Below are 18,086 nucleotides of genomic sequence, written 5' to 3' on the forward strand. Positions count from 1 at the left end.
TTCTTCATGTCCGGGGCGCCCGGAATGCGCTATCTCCCGGGCTGCCCGTGAGCCCGCCTGCCCTCGAACAACCCCCTAATCCGCTCCGCCGCGCCACCATCCCGCATTTGCCCGCGCTCGACGGCCTCCGGGGCCTCGCCGTGCTCGGCGTGCTCCTGTTCCACGATGGCAGGCTCGACGGCGGGTATCTCGGCGTCGACCTGTTCTTCGTCCTGTCCGGATACCTCATCCACTCGCTGCTGCTCGCGGAGTGGGCCAAGGCCGGGACGATCGATCTCAAGGCTTTCTGGGTTCGCCGCGCGCGCCGCCTCTTCCCGGCGCTCCTCGCGCTCCTGCCCGTGGTCGCGGCGTATGCACAAAAGCTCGCGAAGCCCGAAGAGCTCGATCGGATCCGCAAGGACGGGCTCGCGACGCTGGCCTACGTGGCGAACTGGCGCGCGATTTTCTCGGGGCGGAGCTACTGGGACATGTTCCAGGTGCCCTCGCCGCTCGAGCACACCTGGAGCCTCGCGATCGAGGAACAGTTTTACGTCGTCTGGCCGCTGCTCGCATTCGGCGTGCTCTACCTGTCGCGGGGCTCGCGGCGCGTGATGCTCGCCGTGTCCCTCGGGCTCGCGGTGATCTCGGGCGCGGTGATGGTTTGGCTGGGCAACCGGACGGACACGTCGCGGGCCTATATGGGCACGGATACACGCGGCGTGGCCATCCTGCTCGGCGCCTCGCTCGCGTGCCTGATGGCCGAGCGCGGGACATCGAAAAACAAGCAGGTGGTGCGGGCGCTCGATGGGCTCGGCCTGCTCGCGGCGATCGGGCTCGCGTGGGCCTGGGTGAAGCTCGACGGGCAGAACCCGCTGCTCTACCGCGGGGGATTTTTCGGGACGGAGCTCTGCGTGCTCGTGCTCATCGTCTGCGCGGCGCACGGCGAGCAGAGCCTCGTGGCGCGGGCGCTCGCGTTCCGCCCGGTGGCGTGGGTGGGGCTCGTGAGTTACGGGCTTTACCTCTGGCACTGGCCCATCTACGTGGTGCTGCGGCCGGAGCGGATTGGTTTGTCCGGGCTCGGGCTCTCGGCGCTGCGGTATACGGCGACGTTCGCGGTGGCGCTGATCTCCTACCATTTCCTAGAGCAGCCGATCCGCAAGCGCGGCGCGCCGTTCGGGCGGCCGGCGGTGATGCTCTCGTCGTCGGTGGCGCTCTGCATCGGCGCGCTGCTCGTCGGCACGCAGAGCCGGAGGGTGATGCAGATCGGGCTCCAGCTCCTGCCTTGGCCGGAGACCGTGCCGCCGGGCACGGTGAAGATCCTGATCGTCGGCGATTCCGTGGCGCAGGCGCTCGGCGAGCGAATGAAGGCGGTGCAGACGGGCACGGGCGCATTCGTGATCGAGCGGGGGACGCCCGATTGCAGCATCATGGAGGGGACGCTGCCGGCGCGCTCCTTGACGAACGTGCCGCACGACGGCGGCGATTGCGACGCGCGCTGGGGGAGCGACGTGGACGAGCTGCACCCGGACGCGACGCTGGTGGTGCTCGGCGGCGGGTATTTCGCGCGGGTGGAGGTCGAGGGGCGCTGGCAGCACATCTGCGAGCCGGGCTGGGACGCGGCGTATGCGAAGGAGCTCGGGGGCAAGCTCGCGATGCTCGCGGACAAGGGCGGCCGGGTCTACGTGGCGCGCGTGCCGTATCCGGTGGGCGGATGGCAAAAGCCGGCGCTGAACGCACAGGTCGATTGCTTCAACACGCTGATCGAAAAGGCGGCGCAAGGGGAACCGCGAATCCACCTGCTCGACCTCGCGGCGCATCTCTGCCCCGGCGGGCAATGCGCGCTCATGAGCGAAGGCGAGCCGATCCGGCCGGATGGAATGCATTTCGGGGGCCCAGGGGCGAAGGAGATCGCGCGATGGGTGATCGAACAGGTCAAAGAGCCGCGGCGTTAGGTCTTTGCCTCGCCCTCGCTGGTTGCGCCGGGTCGCCGCCGCCTGCGTCGGAACACCCCGCTGCGGCCGCTCCCCCGGCGCCACTCACGCAGGAGCGCATTCAGGCGCTCGTCGCCGAGGTCGCGCATCTGCGCGGTTTGCCCCAGCGCGCGCCCGTGCCGGTGTATTTGCTCGACGAGCCGGCGTTCCTCGCAGCGTTGCGCGCGCGGGCCGAGCGGAAGGCGGCGGCGGCCGAGACCGAGGCGCGCACGGCATTTCACCTCGCGTTTGATCTCCTGCCCGACGGAAAGCCGGGCGCCGCGCCGCCGAGCAGCACGCGCGAGGTGCTCGAAGAGCAGGTGCGCGGTTTTTACGATCACGAACAGCGGATCATCGTGGTGCGCGCGTCGCGGCCGCGCACCGAGGCCGAGGCCGAAAAGGAACGAGCGATCCTGGCGCACGAGATCGAGCACGCCTTGCAGGACCAGAGCTTCGGTCGGCCGGACAAGCAAAAGCAGGCGACGATGGACGCGGACGAGGTCCTCGCGTACGGGTCGCTGCTCGAAGGCGACGCGATGCTCACGATGTTCGCATATCTCGCGTCGGAGCGCGGCGTGCCGTTCCAGCGAATGGTGCGGAGGGCCGCCGATGTGATGCGCGACGTGCCGGCCGAGCGGTTTGTCGCGGGCGACGGCGATGCGGCGCTGTTTCGCGCGTTGCCCATCGTGCGCGAGCGCCTCCTGTTCCGGTATCACGCCGGCACCGCCATGGTCGCGGAGCTTTATCGCGCGGGTGGGCTCGATCTCGTCAATCGCATGTTCGTGTCGCCGCCCGTTTCGACCGAACAGGTGATCCACCCCGAAAAGTACCTCGCGGGGGAGCGGCCTGTCGTGCTGGCCGCGCCGCGGGCGCCCGAGGGATACCGGACGCTCGACGAAGGGACGCTCGGCGAGCTGGAGACGCGGGTCGTGCTCGATCGATGTTCGCCGCTCTCCGCAGCGGCGGCCGCGGGCTGGGGCGGCGATCGGTACACGCTGGTCGCGTCGCCGAAGGGCGGCGTGGGGCTGCTCTGGAGCACGGCGTGGGATTCGGAGAGCGACGCGGCCGAGTTCGTCGCGGCCCTTCAATCGAGGCCCGGCTGCCTGCGCGCGCTGTCGCTCGGAGGCACGTCGATCGAGGACGGGATCGTGGTGCGCGCGGAGAAAAACCGCGTGGCCGTGGTCCGTGGTTTGTCAGGGGCGCTCGCCGAGGCGGCCGCGACGCAGATGCTCGATGCGCCGATCGCCGCGCCCGCGGGCCCGCCGGTGGCTCTCCCCTATCAGCTCCCGCCGCGCGTGCCCTTGCCGCAGCGCGAGCGCGGGTGGCTCGTCGGTCACGATTATTTCAGCCGGTGGCTCGGCGTCGCCGGGCGCATCCCGTTCGGGGTGAATGCCGTCCTCGGATACGAGGGGCTCGAGCTCCGGATCAGCCGCCCCGACGTGCTCGTCAGCGGGGCCCTGTTCGTCTCGGACCTCGTGACGACGCCGCGATTCCAGGAAAAACTGTTCGCCGACGTCGCGGGCGGGCTCGCCAAGGGCGCGGAGGGAAAACCCGTGGTGCCCGCGAGGACTGGGCCCGTGGCGACGCCGCTCGGGGCTGGCATCGAGCGATGGTGGACGATCGGCGATACGTCGGTCTCGGTGCGCGCCGTGATGGTCCCGATCTGCGGCGGGACGGGGTCGCTCGTGTTCCTGCAATCGTTCAAGGAGCCGATGGCGCAGCGGACGCTCGACGCGTGGCTTCAATCGTTCCGCTGGAACACGGACGTGAAGCCCCCCGTCTGCGAGGCGCTCGATCCGCGCTGAGGCGGCTATTTCTTTTTCGATTCTTCGTGGAACGCGCGGAGCAGCTCGGCCTCGCGCTCGGGCGAGAGACCCGCGCGGCGTTTGGCTTGGCGCTCCGCGGGCAAGGCGTTGAACCAGGCGAGGAGGTCCGTCATCGTCGTGTCGAGCGGGCGGAACGTGAGGCCTGCTTTCTGCGCACGATCGACGCTGACGCGGTGGAAGCCCGCCGTTTCGCCCTCGGCCGGCGCCCAGATCGGCAGATCGATCGGCTCGCCGCCGCCCGATTCTTTCGTCTTCAACCACGAGGCCGGGACCCACGTGAGCTTGACGTCGCTCTTCGGCGAGGCCTTTTTGCTGGCCTCGATCACGCCGCCCATCGTGAGGGGCGTGCCGGGGCCCGTGGCGTTGAAGACGCCGTTCGTGCCGTCGGCGACGAGCTTGACGAGCCATTCGGCGAGGTCGCGGACGTCGATCACCTGAATGGGATCGTTCGCCGAGCCGGGGACGAGCATTTCGCCGCCCTTCGCGACGCGGAGCGGCCAGTACGTGAATCGATCCGTTCCGTCGCCCGGGCCGACGATGTACCCGGGCCGCACATTGGCGACGCGGCCAGGCATGGCCTTTTCGGCGACCTGCTCGCAGAGAGCCTTCAAGGGGCCGTAATTCTCGAACTCCTTGCCCATGGTCTCGACGGTGGGATCGGCCATGGTCCCGACCGCCGCGGTCTCGTCCATGTTCGGCGTCGAGGTGTCCTTGTAGACCGAGATGCTGGAGATGAAGATGTATTGCTTGACGTTTTTCGAAAGCAGCTCGGCCGAGGCGCGGACGATACGCGGGACGTAGCCCGAGGTGTCGATGACCGCGTCGAAGCTCCGGCCTTCGAGGGCCTTGAGGCCCTCGTCCTTGTTGGGGTCGCGGTTGCCGCGGAGCTTTTCGATGTCGGGGAAGAGCTCGGGGCGGGTCTTGCCGCGATTGAAGAGGGTAATGGCGAACCCGCGCGCCCGCGCCGCCTCGACGACGGCGGGCCCGACGAACCCCGTGCCGCCGAGGATCAGCAGGCTCTTTTTCTGGTTCGTCGGGGGCGGAGGCGCCGCGCCCGCGCCCGCGCCCGCAGCCCCCGCAGGATCGGCGGGAGGCGGGGGCGGCTGGGACGCGCAGCCGAAGGTCGTGGACGCGGCCGCGGCGAGCGAACCGACGAGGAACGAGCGACGTTTGATCATGGCGAGGGATGGACGACGGCGCTGGAGGGTTGTGAACGACGATCGCCCGAGGGGCGATCAGCCATCGGCGTTGATGCGGGCGATGAGGGTCTTCAGCACCTCGTCGGCCTTGTCATTGTCGATCTGGCAGGTGCCGGCCGCCTCGTGGCCGCCGCCGCCGTATTCAAGCATGAACGCGCCGACGTTCGTCTTGCTGCTCCGGTCGAGGATCGATTTGCCGGTGGCGAAGACGGTGTTCTGCTTCTTGAGGCCCCACATGACGTGGATCGAGATGTTCGTCTCGGGATGGAGCGCGTAGATCATGAAACGGTTGCCCGCCCAGATCGTCTCCTCGTTCCGGAGGTCGAGCACGACGAGGTTTTTGTGCACCGTGGAGCAGCGTTGGATCTGCTCCTTGAAGCGCTCTTCGTGCTCGAAATACATATCGACGCGCTCCTTGACGTCGGGCATCTGGAGGATCTCGTCGACCGAGGACGTGAGACACGCGTCGATGAGGCGCATCATGAGGTCGTAGTTCGAGATGCGGAACTGCCGGAATCGGCCGAGGCCGGTGCGCGCATCCATGAGGTAGTTGAGGAGGACCCAGCCCTTCGGCGAGAGGATCTCGTCGCGGGAGAACTGCGCGGCGTCGGCCTTGTCGACGGCCTCCATCATCTCGTCGGGGATGTCGGCGAACTTGTCCTTGCCGCCATAATGGCGCCAGACGACACGCGCGGCGGAGGGGGCATGGGGGTCGATGATGTGGTTGTCGCGCTTGCCGACCCGCTGCGTCTCGCTCGCGTGGTGATCAAACGCGAGGTGAACCCCCTCGACGTACGGAAGGTTCGTCGTGATGTCCCGCTCGGTGACGGGGACCTTGCCGTCCTGCATGTCCTTCGGGTGGACGAACTTGATTTCGTCGAGGATGCCGAGCTTCTTCAAGAGAACGGCGCACACGAGGCCGTCGAAGTCGCTCCGCGTCACCAGCCGGTACTTTTCCGCCATGATCTGTCCTCCGGACCGCTTTTCGCGCCGAAGGATAACCGAGGCCGCGCGCGCGGGGAAGCCCCGAGGATCAGGGTTCCTTGTTGCTGCACCAGGGCTCGGCGCTCGCCGTGGAGATCACGACCTCGCCCGAGCCGGCCGTGAGGTCGACGGTGCCCTCCCATACGAGCGTGACGGGCGGCTTCTGGTCCGTCACGTTGCGCATGATGCGCATCGATATGGTGGAGCTCTCGACGGGCGCGACGTCGGCCGCATAATCGAAGACGCACATGCAGCCGCAACGTGCCTCGTCGCCGTTTTCGAGTTTTTCCGGGGCGTCGGTCTGCGTGACGACGTGGACGCCGTCCTCGACGGCGACGTCGATGGAGTGCCGGCCGCAGCAATTGAGCTGGATGCGCGCGTCGAGCAGGCCGAGCGTGCGCGTGGCGGCGTCGTAATTCCAGAGGAGGCGCTCGGCCTCGCAATACGTGGCCGGATCGGGGGAGGGCGGGATCTTCGCGCCCTCCGATGCGCCGAGGAAGCCGCCACACGCGCTGATCGAGGGCGTGACGTCGAGCGAAGATGCGGGAGGCGTGTTTTCGCTCCCGCTCGATCCTTCGCCGCTGCTACACGCGAGGAAGGAGGTCGCCGAAAGGATCAGAATTCCAAGGATACCAAGCATTTTCATCGTGCGTCTCCAGATCAAGCGGGCGCCGGGGTGCGACGCCCATAACGAATGGAGGCACGAGCGGGAGCGACACGTCAAGGCAGTCGCACGGGCTCCGCGGCGAAAAGCGCGCTTGACGCGAAGGCGGGGGCTGAGTACCGCGAGAGATCGTGCACGCCGAAGATCCGATCTACCTCGACTACAACGCGTCGACGCCGCTCCTGCCCGAGGTGGTCGACGCCATGCTGCCCTGGCTGCGAGGTGGATTCGGCAATCCGTCGAGCAGCCACGTGTACGGAAGGCGCGCGCGGGCCGCGATCGAGGCGGGGCGCGCAGAGGTGGCGGCGCTGATCGGTTGCACGCCGGAAGAGCTCGTCTTCACGTCGGGCGGGACCGAGGCGAACAACCTGGCGATCCGAGGCGTGGCCGAGGCGCTGCCCGATCGAACGCACCTGATCACGTCGTCGATCGAGCATCCGGCGACGTCGAAGCTCTGCGCGTGGCTCGCGCGGCACGGGCATCGCGTCGATGTGGTGGGCGTCGACGCGGAGGGGCGGGTGCGCGCGGAGGAGGTCGCCGCAAAGCTCGGGGACGAGACGGGCGTGATCACGGTGATGCACGCGAACAACGAGACGGGCGTGCTCCAGCCGATCGAGGAGATCACGCGGGCCGCGTGGCGCGCGGGCGCGGTCGTGCACACGGACGCGGCGCAATCGGTGGGCAAGGTGCCGATCGACGTGGGCGAGCTCGGCGCGGATCTCCTGTCGATCGCAGGGCACAAGCTGTATGCGCCGAAGGGCGTGGGCGCGCTGTTCATCCGGAAAGACATGCCGATCGCGCCGTTCATGCTGGGCGCGGGGCACGAGCGGGGGATCCGGCCCGGGACGGAGAACGTGCCGTCGATCGTGGGGCTCGGGGTCGCGGCGAAGGCGGCGAGGCGGGACCTCGCGGCGGAGAGCGCGCGGGTGCGGGTTTTACGGGACAAGCTGTTTGTCCTGCTGCGCGAGCGGGTGCCGGGGCTCGCGCTGAATGGGCATCCCGAGAAGCGATTGCCGAACACGCTGAACGTGCGGTTCCCGCGGGTGAGCGGGACGGCGCTGCTCGCGCAGGCGGAGGAGGTGGCGGCGTCGACGGGTTCGGCTTGCCACGACGGCCACGAGTCGGCGTCGAGCGTGATCCTCGCGATGGGCGTGAAGCCGGAGGAGGCGATCGGCTCGGTGCGATTGACGCTCGGGCGAGGGACGACGGAGGCGGAGATCACGCGGGCGGCCGAGGTGCTGGCGGCAGCATGGGTGAAGCTTTCGCGGTAAAATGTCTCACCGCGCGACGCAATGGAGCGAATGCGCGCGGGCGAGCTCGTCCCGGCGCGTCGCCGTGAGCGAGGGCCCGAGCTTCGTGACGAGCTGGCCCTCCCGCCGGCAATATGCCGCGTCGTAAAACCTCGCATTCACGGTGAGCAGCGCCGTCGCTGCGTCGTCGTGTTTCTGCTGCTGGACGTAGAGCTCTGCGAGCGAGGCGACCATCGCGATGGCATTCGTGCGTTCGTCTCCCTTGTCGCCGCTCGCCGTCTTGAAGAAATCGAACGCGGCGCTCGGCCGGCCCGCGTCGGCATACACGGCGACGAGGCGCGCGCGTCCGGGGGCGGCGAGCGAGGCCGCGCATGGCGCGCCCGGCTCTTTCGCCGCGGCTTCGGCGACCTTCTTCAGCGAGGAAAGCGCCTGCGGGTGTTCGCCTTTTTGCCGGTAGACCTCGGCGAGCCGGAAGTTCGCCGCGATCCAGGCGGTGTTGTTCGGCATGGGAAAATTGAGCACTTCGACGTACGACTGCTCCGCGAAATCGAGCTTGATGGGGTCCTTTTGGCCGTCCTTGAAAAAGAGCTCGCCGAACGCGAAAAAGACGAGCGGCATGTAGAGCGATTCCGGATATTGCTGGACGAGCTTCAGGTACCCTTTCTTCGCATCGTCCAGCTTGCCCGCCCGCTCGGCGGCGTGGGTCTGGGCATATTGCGAGGCTTCGGGCGAGCCCTTCGCGCGCTCGGGCAAACCCCGGCCGTCCCGCATGTGCTCGATACAGGTGTCGAGGGCCTCGGCGTCGTTCGCGGCGCGCGGCTCGGCGTCCCCGTCGTCCTCGGGTCCCTGCGCAGACAAGGGCGGCGCGTCGGAACCCGCGCCCATCTCGACGACAGGCGCCTTCGCCGGCTCCTGCTGCGCGGAGGGCCCTCCGCCACACGCGGAAAGAAGGGCGAAAAGCGAGAAGAGGGGCGAGACGACGGCGCGCATGGATTCGAGCCTACGGCATCTCGAAGGGCGTAGGGGGCTCGTGATTGCCACGCACCGCGACGCCCGGGTGCTCGCATAACCGCTCGATCACGCGCTCGAGGTCGCCCTTGCCGTCGACGATGTCCCCGACGCACGCCACACGACAGGGAGACCCGCGAGGCATTTGGTCCGTCCTGGGTGAAACGTGGACGTTGCGCGCTGCGGCATGCCCTGTCATTCTGAGGCGATGCAGCAGCCGAGCCGAACGGCGAGGATGGTGGCGGCGCTCCGAGCACGAGCGACGGAGCGGGAAACGCCGCTCTGCGACGATCCGTTCGCCCGCACGCTCGCCGGGACCCGCGGGTTCGAGGACGCGGCGCGTTACGAGCAGGGGTACCCGCATATCGAGCTCTTCGTGGCGCTGCGCACGGCGCTGTTCGACCGGGAGACGCGGCGCTGGCTCGCGCGAGGGTGTACCCAGGTGGTGCTGCTCGGCGCCGGGCTCGATACCCGCGCGGCGCGGCTCGGGCAGAAGGGCGTGCGGTTCTTCGAGGTGGATCACCCGACGACGCAGGCGGACAAACTCGCGCGTCTCTCCGCGCTGCCCGGGTATCCGTTCGAGAATGCGACGTACGTGCCCTGCGATTTCGCGGTGAACGATTTCGTGGAGCGGCTCGATTCGAGCGGGTTTCGCGCGGAACTCCCAGCGCTCCTGATCTGGGAAGGCGTGACGTATTACCTGGAAGAACCAGCCGTACGGGCGACGCTGCGGCGCATCGCCGAAAAGCTCCACCCGAGCTCGGTGATCCTCTTCGACCACGTGGGCAAACGCATGGGCGAAGGGAACGTGCGCGACGCGTCGTCGATCGCGGCGCGCGACAACGTCGCGGAGATGGGCGAGCCCGTGGTCTTCGGCGTCGATCACGTGCTGCCGATGCTCTACGAGGAAGGGTTTCGGCGCGCGCGATGCGCGTCGTTCGACGAGATCGCGCTGAACCTGACGGGGACGTACGACCGGGCGCGGACGTTCCGGTTCCAGCACGCGGTCGTGGCGAGCGTGGCCGAAGACGTGTGGGCGTGATGGTCAGCCGCTGTTCTCGAGCGCGGCTTTGAGCTGCTCGATGCAGCGAACGATCTCGGGCTCGCGCGTGGCGGAGACGTCGAGCCAGGCGAGCGCGTGGCGGAGATCATTCCGCGCGAACATGCGATACACGCGGGACGACGCGGGCCCGTGGCTGTCGCCGAACCGCCCCAAGATGTTGTCATCACGCGCGTGCGCCATCGCGCTCAAGGCGTTCGTGACGACACGCGCGAAGAGCGATTCGCTGAGGATCGCGGCACGCGCGGTGTCGGACCCGAACCGACGGACGCGCTCGTCGAGGCCGTGGCGCTGGGCCGCAGTCGGCGCGCCGCCCTCGGTGCAGACGAGCAAGCGAGAGCGGCCATGCGTCGCGTGGTGGGCCTCCCAGGCCTCGACGTAGGCATTCCACTCGGGATCGGTCGGCGGTGAATCGGCGTGCGCGAGCACGAGCACCTCGCCGATCGTCCCGAACGCGATCCTCTTCTTCATCGCAGCGCAAGATACCACGCAGGGCCGTGCTCGCCCGACGGCGCATTTCATGCCGCCTCGGCGCGGGACAACACCACGCGCCTCGGTTATTTTCCACGCGACGTGCCCCTGCCCTTCCTGCTTCCCTCGCCGGTGCTCTTCCTGATGGCCGCAGCCGTCGGGGCGATGTTCACGCTCAACGCGCTTCGGCCCGCCCGGAAGTTCTGGCCGCTGGTCGGCGCGGGGTTTTTCGCGTCGTGGCTGACGGGCGAGCTCGCGGCGCACCACCTGTTCTGGCAGGTCGTCGCGACGGCGCTCTTCGTGTGGGCCGGCGGGCTCGACGGCTGGCCCGGCTGGGTCGCGCTGCTCATCGTGTCGATGTCGTGGATCGGGCTCGTGCGGATCGTGATCGACGCACGCAAGGCGCGCGACGTGACGGAGTCGGCGCTGCGCGAGGGGCTCGGGACAACGTATCGAAGCGTGATCCCCGAGGAGATCAGCGCGCACGTCGACGATCACTTCTCGCTGCGGCAACGCCTCTTCCCGCTGCCCGTGCTCGACGGCCGCGTGGAGGTCGTGCGCAACATCGTCTTCTCGCGCGCAGGCGGCGTGGAGCTGCGGCTCGACGTCTACCGGCCGCGCGGCAACACGAAACCACGCCCGACGGTGCTGTTCGTGCACGGCGGAGCGTGGGTGATCGGGAGCAAGGACGACCAGGGCAAACCCCTCGCGTACCGGCTCGCCGCGCACGGGTGGGTCGTGGTGTCGGCGAACTACCGGCTCTCGCCGCGCTTCACGTTCCCGGATCATCTGATCGACGTGAAGAGCGCGATCCGCTGGATCCGCGAGCACGGCAAGGAGTACGGGGCGGACCCGAGCTTCCTCGTGATCACGGGCGGCTCGGCGGGCGGTCACCTCGCGGCGCTCGCCACGCTCACGCCAAACGATCCGCGCTACCAGCCGGGCTTCGAAGACGTGGACACGCGCGTGCAAGCCTGCGTGCCGTTCTACGGGGTCTACGACTTCACGGACCGGCGCGGGATCTGGCGGGGTACGCTCCTGCGGACGATCCTCGAAAAGAGCGTGATGAAGAAGCGGCTCGACGAGGATCACGCGGCGTTCGAGGCGGCCTCGCCGATGAGCCTGGTGCGCAAGGACGCGCCGCCGTTCTTCGTGGTCCACGGCGATCGCGATTCGCTCGTGCCCGTGCAGGAGGCGCGGCTCTTCGTGGAGCTCTTGCGCGCCGAGAGCCGCGCGCCGGTGCTCTACGCGGAGCTGCCGGGCGCGCAGCACGCCTTCGAGGTGTTCCCCTCGGAGCGCACGGGGCACGCGCTCGCCGCGGTCGAGCGGTTCCTTGCGTACCAGTGGTCGCAACATCGCCGCGAGGTCGCGGGCGCCGAGAGCGCTGAGGAGAAGCGCCCGGCGCGCGTGCTCGGCGAGGCCGAGGGCGCGACGTCGGCCGCCTAGCTACAGCGTCGCCGCCACGATCTCGTCGAGCGAGGCCTCGTCCACGAGGCCCGTCATGTACCGAACGACGCGGCCCTCGCGATCGATCACCACGAGGCTCGGCAGGTTCTGCACGTCGTACGCCTGCGCCGCCTCCTGGCCCGCGTCGATCACGATGGGGTACGAAAGTCCCTTCTTTTCCGCATAACTCTTCGCCTTCGCGGGCGGGTCGTGCGCGTTCACGCCGAGCACGATGAGGCCTTGTTTTTCGTACCTTCGCGCGATGCGGTCGAGGATCGGGGCCTGCGCGGCGCACGGGCCACACCAGGTCGCCCAGAAGTCCAGGACCACCGGGTGACCCTTGAGGCTCTCGAGCTGCATGCGCGCCCCGGGATCGCCGTTCGCCGCGACCGCGAAGACCGCGTCAGGCGCCGGCTTGCCCTCGAACGGGCTCCCCCCGCCGACGACGCGCGGCAGCAGAGAAAGCACCACGAGCGCGCCCAGGCCGAGAAGGCCCGCGAACACCCAGGAGCGAACTTTGCCGTCGGAGGGAGCGGAGGCGGGCGTCGGCACCCGTTCTCCTTAGCAAGTTCTTTGCGGCTGCGCCCGAAAGGCGTCCCCTGGTATGTTCGCTCCCCGCAAAGCGGCGCCGCCGCTCCGCCGGTCGCACGAGAGCGACGCGGGGAGGAACCATGCTCGATCGTCCGAATCCACAGCCCGAACCGTCTCCTCTTCCCAACGGACATAAGCCTCCTCCCCAGGGGCTCGGGGGCACAGCGAAACCCATCAAGCGAAGGCTCCGAACGCCCGATCGGCTCGACCTCGCCAAGTGGCCGCCGGACGACGCCGACCTTCCCGGCGGCGCGCCCGACGGCGGCGCCGTGCCCCCCGCGCCCGCAGGCGGCGGCGGCGGTGGTGCCGACTTCGGCGACGGCGACTTCAAGAAGGGTCGCTTCAACCCCGTCACGATCATCGTGGCGCTGCTCATCGTCGCCGGCGGCGCAGCCGCGCTCTTCTTCGGCATCAAGCAGGGCCAGGAGAAGATGACGGTCGAGCAGGTCGTCAAGGAGAAGAAGAACATCTTCGTCCTGCCCGTGAAGGACCAGATTCCGCGCTGGCGCACGTGGGCCGCGAACCCGAACGAGTGGTCCCTCCAGCAAGAGGCGCTGATCCAGCTCGCCTACGCCGAGGATCCCGAGGGCGTGACGCACGCGATCAAGGCGCTCGAGCAGCCCGATCACCGCGTGAAGGGCGTCTCCGCGCAGGTGCTCGCCTACTACGGATCGCCGAAGGGCGACGCCGGCAAGGCGGCGCTGCTCAAGGCGCTGCAGGAGGCCGACGACAGCGACAAGCCGCAGATCGTGTGGGCCCTCGTCATGCTGAAGGAGCCGCAGGTCTTCAAGGACGCGATGGACCAGTACAGGAAGGGCTTCCTGTCGAAGGTCGAGCGCCTCGGCGGCGGCACCGCGTTCGATCCGGAGCGGCTCGCGAGCCTCGTGCCGCTCGACGAGTTCGCCAAGCTCGCGAGCGATCAGAGCCCGTCGGTGCGCCAGCTCGTGGCCACGCTGCTCTCGCGCGACGCGTCCCCGAAGTGGACGCAGACGCTCATCACGCTCGTGAAGGATCCCGACTCCGAGGTCGGCCGCGAGGCCGCCACGGGCCTCGGCAAGATCGGCGACGAGACCGCGCGCGCCCCCTTGCTCTCGGCGCTCAGCAGCTCGAGCAAGGAGAACCGGCAGAAGTTCCTGGAGGCGCTGCGCGACGGCATCGGCGGCGAGGGCCTCGTGCTCGCGCTCGACAGCGTGAAGAAGGATCCGCCCGAGAGCGAGTGGTTCCAGACGAAGCAGCTCTTCGAGATGATGAAGGACATCGCCGATCCGCGCGTCGGTGACTCGCTCGTGAAGTGGCTCGACGGCTCGAAGCCCACGCTGCACTGGCAGGGCGAGGCCGGGACGCGGCTCGCCGAGGTCGGCGACGTCCGCGCGGCGAAGTACCTCGGCGAGCGCATGCGCATCGATCCCGGGAAGCTCTACGCGCAAGAGCGGTTCTGGGAGGCCGACGAGGGCGGCCATCTCTCGCGCACGGATCTGCCGCGCGTGGTCGCGACCCGCATGCTCGCGGACCTCGCGATGATCCACCCCGACAAGAAGGTCGAGCTCAAGGCCGCGGCCGAGGACGGCGTGCTCTTCTGGATCAAGGACCGCCCGCAGCCGCACGCGAACGGCCTGCGTTTCCTCGCCGCCGTGCAGAGCGAGAAGGTCAAGAACGACCTGCGCGACTGGGCGTTCCCGAAGGACCCGCTGCCGAAGGAGGGCGCGCAGCCTCCCTTCCCCACGGCCTTCGAGACGGCGCAGAGCGCGCTCCGCTACGTCGGCCTGATGAAGGACGAGTCGGCGTTCCCGAAGCTGCTCGAGCAGTTCAAGCGCAAGCCCGACAAGAAGATGGACATCACGCAGGAGGCGCTGAACGGCGCGGGCCTGGCGATGCTCGGCATGGCGCTCCGCGCGGTGGGCTACGGCGCGGCGCAGGGCCTCGGGCAGTGGGGCGACAACCGCGCCTCGAAGCCGCTCATGGAGCTCATCGAGGACGAGTCGTGGCACGAGGAGGCGCGCGCCGCCGCCTGTGACGCGCTCGCGTGGTGCGCCGACGACAAGACGATGAGCGAGGTCGCGAAGAAGGCGAAGGAGTACGGGGCGAAGAAGGAGCCGCGCAAGCAGCTCATCGGCGCCTGCTACGCCTCGACGCTCTCGCTCAAGCCCGTGCCGACGATCGCGTCGGAGCTCGCGGACCTGCTCACGCCCGAGCTCGACATCGGCCTGCGCATGGCCTACGCCCGCGCGATCGGCATCGGCGGCTTTGATCAGGCGACGGAGGCGAAGCTCTTCGAGAAGCTGCAGAACCCGGAGATCCGCAACGCCGCGGCGCTCGCGCTGATCCTCGGCGGCTCGACGGATACGGCGGCCCGCACGGTCGCGATGTACGGCGACTTCGGCCCCGACGCGCTGAACGACCTCAAGGACCACTACTTCCGGGCGTTCGGCTACTGGTCGGACGAGGACTTCAAGCGCGGCAACATCTACCGCTGGGTGACGAACGCCGAGGCGATCGCGCGCATCAAGGTGGCGGACACGCCGCAGGAGTGGTCGCGTCAGCGCCTGCAGTCGCAGTTCGACAACCTCAAGTTCGACAACGGCCCGCACTCCGAGACGCGCGTCGTCCTGCGTTACCGGCTCTGGCAGGACGCGAAGACGGGCGACGCGACCCGGAAGAAGGGCGCGATCCAGACGCTCAAGTTCATGAAGGAGCGCGGCGTCCTGATGGCGCTCCGTCAGGAGCAGGGCGAGACGGGCGAGATGGCGAAGAAGGCCTTCTTCGAGATCATGAACCCGAAGGCGATCGTCGCCGAAGACCTCTCGGCGCTGCAGCCGAAGGGCAAGGGCGACAAGGGCGACAAGCAGTAACACGCGCCCGCTCGTACGCCCCGAAGCCCCCTCTCATCCGCGTGATGGGAGGGGGTTTCGTGTTTCCAGGGGCTAGAACGCGACGGGGAGCGCTTCGAGCCCGCGCACGATGTACGTGGGGCGCCAGCGCAGCGTGTGCGGGGCCGCGTCGAGGCGGAGATCGGGCAGCGTGCGCAGGAGCGTGGCGAGCGCGATCTGGCCTTCGAGCCGCGCGAGCGGCGCGCCGAGGCAATAATGGATGCCCTGGCCGAAGGCGACGTGGCGGTTCGGGTCGCGCGTGAGGTCGAGTTGGTCCGGGTCCACGAACTGGGAGGCGTCGCGGTTCGCGGACGCGAGGACCACGAGCACGAGCTCGCCGCGGGGAATCGTGACGCCGGCAAGCTCGACGTCCTCGCGGGCATACCGCTCGGTCGCCATCTCGACGGGACTCGTGAACCGGAGCAACTCCTCGATCGCCGATTTGAGCAGCGTGGGATCTTGCCGGAGGCGCTCGAGCTCGCGCGGGTGCTGGAGCAACGCGAGCGTGCCGGAGGCAATGAGGTTCACCGTGGTCTCGTGCCCGGCGACGGTCAAAAGGATGATCATCGCGAGCAGCTCGTTCTCGCTGAGGTGGCTGCCCTCCTCCTCGGCTCGCGCGAGGGCGCTCAGGAGATCGTCCCGGGGCCGCGCGCGTTTCTCGGCGATGAGCCCGCGGAGATACCGCAGCATGAAGTAGAAGTGCGGGAGCGAGAGCAGCATCTTCACGTTCGAGGTCGTCTCCATCAGCGCCTTCGAGAAGCGATGGAACCTCGGCCGGGCCTCGGGGGGGATGCCGAGGAGCTCGGCGATCACGGTGAGCGGGAGCGGGAGCGCATAATCACGCACGAGGTCCATGCGGCCGCGCGACGCGACCTTCGAGAGGAGATCGTCGGCGATTTGCTGCACGCGCGCGCGCATGTCCTCGACCATGCGCGGGGTGAATACCTGGTGAACGAGGTTGCGCAGGCGACGGTGATCGGGCTCGTCGACGTCGAGCATGTTGCGCTCGAGGGGCTTCACGAAGTCCGGGACCCACGGCTGCTTCGCCTGTTGCTCCGGCGTGAGGACGGCCGTGCGATCCTTGGCGAAGCGCGGATCTTTCAGGACGGACACGACATCGTCGTACCGGGTGATGAAGTAGGCCGTGCGCCGGTCTTCGAGCTTCGTGCGAAAGACGGGCGCCTCGGCCCGGAGGCGGGCGTAAAAGGGAAATGGATCCGCCTTGAATGCGGGGGCGAGGATGTCGACCGGCGCGAGGGGAGGCATCGTTCCCGAGCATACCATGCACGCAGGGAGCGAGGGCGTGGAGGCCGGAGCGAATGACAGGGGCGGACGAGCCGCATTTCGGGCTCGCCGCACAGGATGGACGCACGCGTCGAGGGACGCTCACGGGGCTCAGTCTTCATCCGGGGCGCTGATGCGCGCCTCGTCGATCCGACGCGTCCTCTTCCCCGGGATTTGCTCGCCCCTTTGTTGGGCCAGGAGCTCGTCACGGAGTTTCAGCAGAGGTTCGAGGTGATATTCGTAGAACTCCGTGTCGCTCTGCGTCGCCCTCGCTTCTTCGAGCCCTCGCTCGAGCTCGGCGATGAGCGGCCAAAGCACGGCGAGCCCCTCCTCGGGGTTCTCGTCGTACCGACAGCACTCCGCGAAAAACCACGTCATCACGTATTCTCGGTCCTTGGCCGAGAAGCCGAGGCGAACCAACTCGTTCCACGCCTGGCGGCAAACCTCGAAGGGGGGGTGCTTCACTTCCGCGAGCGTGAGGATCGTCTCGGCGATGCGTCGCCTCGTCTCGAGCACGTGAAAGTCACTGTCGCATCCGCGCACCACGAACTCCTCCTCGAGCCGACGGAAATCATCCACGGCCTCGGCGAAGCTTCGCTCCTTATCCAGAGACTTGACCAAAAGGCGGTCGCTGGCGTTGCAGAAGGCCAGCTCCTCCCCCTCCATCTCTTCGCCGGATTCCCGCTCATCGCTCATTTACACGTCTCCCATTTGGACATCATGATTTTGTCGGGCCATTTGCCCTCCCCACGACATTTTTCAAAGCACGTCTTACATCTCGAATGGTTCCATACGCTCCCCTTTTTGCTTTGTACAGCCGAGTCAAGGCAGTCGTTCAGGGGCTCTTGACACGGGTCATCGTCTTTCTTCCGAGCCGTCTTCGCAATATCCGACTTGCCAAGCTCCACCGACGCGGCGACCACGATGACAACGGGGGCCGCCTCGATGATGAGGTCGGCCAGCGTGATCGCCACGGCCACGAGCACCGCGGGGTTTCCGACAAGCCCACGCTCGGCCGGCCTCTGCACATTCGCAGGCGCGGGCGACGCGGACAGGCGCAGCTTGCGCAGCCTGAGCAGCTCCTCCGGGATGGTCATGCTTCGCAACGCGATCCGCATGCATATCGCGAGCTCTTCATGGGGCACGCCTTTGCTCTTGACATCCACGACATGTCCGCCTTCGTCGACCGACAACACGACGTCGAACGTGAATTTCCCTCGGGGGAGGTCACCACCGAACGCATCCACGCATTCTCGCAGGCGCTCCGCAGTTGCATCCGGTACGCGCGGGCCCTCGCTCGCTTCCGGGTACGTGATCTTCGCCCCGCAGCCGAGCGGTATGAGCGCTGCCGTCGCCCAGCCGAGGAGCCCGAGGGACAGAAAGGTACGCACACGCGGGACCGTCATTGCCAGGATGCGATCAGGAACACCGGTTTCTGTCAACGCAGGCCGTGTCTACCCCCACAGTGCGTCCACACCTTTCTCCTC

General features: G+C 68.2%; 16 protein-coding genes. 6 read left to right on the forward strand and 10 right to left on the reverse strand.

Annotation, left to right across the window (positions count from 1 at the left end; genetic code table 11):
- Positions 1–47 precede the first annotated feature (47 nt).
- A complete protein-coding gene (locus POL67_RS47350; RefSeq protein ID WP_271928439.1) occupies positions 48–1,931 on the forward strand; it encodes an acyltransferase family protein in 1,884 nt (627 codons plus the stop codon).
- Positions 1,895–3,754 (forward strand): hypothetical protein, encoded by a 1,860-nt coding sequence (locus tag POL67_RS47355; RefSeq protein ID WP_271928440.1) that lies wholly within the window; start codon positions 1,895–1,897, stop codon positions 3,752–3,754. Before POL67_RS47350 ends, POL67_RS47355 begins: the two co-directional genes overlap by 37 nt.
- 5 nt (positions 3,755–3,759) lie before the next feature.
- Here the strand turns inward: POL67_RS47355 and POL67_RS47360 are convergent, their stop codons facing one another.
- From POL67_RS47360 to POL67_RS47370, 3 genes are all read right to left on the reverse strand, one after another.
- Positions 3,760–4,953, reverse strand: coding sequence for an NAD-dependent epimerase/dehydratase family protein (locus tag POL67_RS47360; protein ID WP_271928442.1), 1,194 nt, complete (start codon positions 4,951–4,953; stop codon positions 3,760–3,762).
- 57 nt (positions 4,954–5,010) lie between these two features.
- A complete protein-coding gene (locus tag POL67_RS47365; RefSeq protein ID WP_271928443.1) occupies positions 5,011–5,937 on the reverse strand; it encodes a DHH family phosphoesterase in 927 nt (308 codons plus the stop codon).
- Between the two features lie 70 nt (positions 5,938–6,007).
- Positions 6,008–6,604, reverse strand: coding sequence for a hypothetical protein (locus POL67_RS47370; protein ID WP_271928444.1), 597 nt, complete (start codon positions 6,602–6,604; stop codon positions 6,008–6,010).
- A 149-nt stretch (positions 6,605–6,753) separates the two neighbouring features.
- Between POL67_RS47370 and POL67_RS47375 the strand changes: the two genes are divergently transcribed.
- Positions 6,754–7,893, forward strand: a complete 1,140-nt coding sequence (locus POL67_RS47375) for a cysteine desulfurase family protein (RefSeq protein ID WP_271928446.1) — start codon at positions 6,754–6,756, stop codon at positions 7,891–7,893.
- Between the two features lie 6 nt (positions 7,894–7,899).
- Here POL67_RS47375 and POL67_RS47380 read toward each other — a convergent pair whose 3' ends face one another.
- Together POL67_RS47380 and POL67_RS47385 are read right to left on the reverse strand one after the other, a co-directional pair.
- Complete coding sequence (locus POL67_RS47380; protein WP_271928448.1) at positions 7,900–8,862, reverse strand: tetratricopeptide repeat protein; 963 nt, start codon at positions 8,860–8,862, stop codon at positions 7,900–7,902.
- 10 nt (positions 8,863–8,872) lie between these two features.
- Positions 8,873–9,025, reverse strand: a complete 153-nt coding sequence (locus POL67_RS47385) for a hypothetical protein (protein WP_271928449.1) — start codon at positions 9,023–9,025, stop codon at positions 8,873–8,875.
- A gap of 42 nt (positions 9,026–9,067) precedes the next feature.
- Between POL67_RS47385 and POL67_RS47390 the strand changes: the two genes are divergently transcribed.
- Entirely contained in the window at positions 9,068–9,922 is an 855-nt protein-coding gene (locus tag POL67_RS47390) for a class I SAM-dependent methyltransferase (RefSeq protein WP_271928450.1), read from the forward strand.
- 3 nt (positions 9,923–9,925) lie between these two features.
- Here POL67_RS47390 and POL67_RS47395 read toward each other — a convergent pair whose 3' ends face one another.
- Complete coding sequence (locus POL67_RS47395; protein ID WP_271928451.1) at positions 9,926–10,411, reverse strand: hypothetical protein; 486 nt, start codon at positions 10,409–10,411, stop codon at positions 9,926–9,928.
- Between the two features lie 102 nt (positions 10,412–10,513).
- On the opposite strand from POL67_RS47395, the gene POL67_RS47400 reads away from it, so the two are divergent.
- Complete coding sequence (locus tag POL67_RS47400) at positions 10,514–11,857, forward strand: alpha/beta hydrolase fold domain-containing protein (RefSeq protein WP_271928452.1); 1,344 nt, start codon at positions 10,514–10,516, stop codon at positions 11,855–11,857.
- On the opposite strand, the gene POL67_RS47405 is transcribed toward POL67_RS47400, so the two are convergent.
- The gene (locus POL67_RS47405) at positions 11,858–12,409 is read right to left on the reverse strand and encodes a TlpA family protein disulfide reductase (protein WP_271928453.1); all 552 of its coding nucleotides are present in this window, start codon (positions 12,407–12,409) and stop codon (positions 11,858–11,860) included. It abuts the gene before it with no gap.
- A 119-nt stretch (positions 12,410–12,528) separates the two neighbouring features.
- On the opposite strand from POL67_RS47405, the gene POL67_RS47410 reads away from it, so the two are divergent.
- A complete protein-coding gene (locus tag POL67_RS47410) occupies positions 12,529–15,297 on the forward strand; it encodes a HEAT repeat domain-containing protein (protein WP_271928454.1) in 2,769 nt (922 codons plus the stop codon).
- Between the two features lie 72 nt (positions 15,298–15,369).
- Here POL67_RS47410 and POL67_RS47415 read toward each other — a convergent pair whose 3' ends face one another.
- The 3 genes from POL67_RS47415 to POL67_RS47425 all read right to left on the reverse strand — a co-directional run bounded on the left by POL67_RS47415 (position 15,370) and on the right by POL67_RS47425 (position 18,041).
- Entirely contained in the window at positions 15,370–16,581 is a 1,212-nt protein-coding gene (locus POL67_RS47415; RefSeq protein ID WP_271928455.1) for a cytochrome P450 family protein, read from the reverse strand.
- A 129-nt stretch (positions 16,582–16,710) separates the two neighbouring features.
- Positions 16,711–17,295 carry a hypothetical protein gene (locus POL67_RS47420; RefSeq protein ID WP_271928457.1) on the reverse strand — a complete coding sequence of 195 codons (585 nt, stop codon included), beginning with the start codon at positions 17,293–17,295 and terminating at the stop codon, positions 16,711–16,713.
- Positions 17,292–18,041, reverse strand: a complete 750-nt coding sequence (locus POL67_RS47425; RefSeq protein ID WP_271928459.1) for a hypothetical protein — start codon at positions 18,039–18,041, stop codon at positions 17,292–17,294. Before POL67_RS47425 ends, POL67_RS47420 begins: the two co-directional genes overlap by 4 nt.
- Positions 18,042–18,086: the final 45 nt, after the last annotated feature.

It is taken from the genome of Polyangium mundeleinium (assembly GCF_028369105.1).
GTDB lineage: Bacteria > Myxococcota_A > Polyangia > Polyangiales > Polyangiaceae > Polyangium > Polyangium mundeleinium.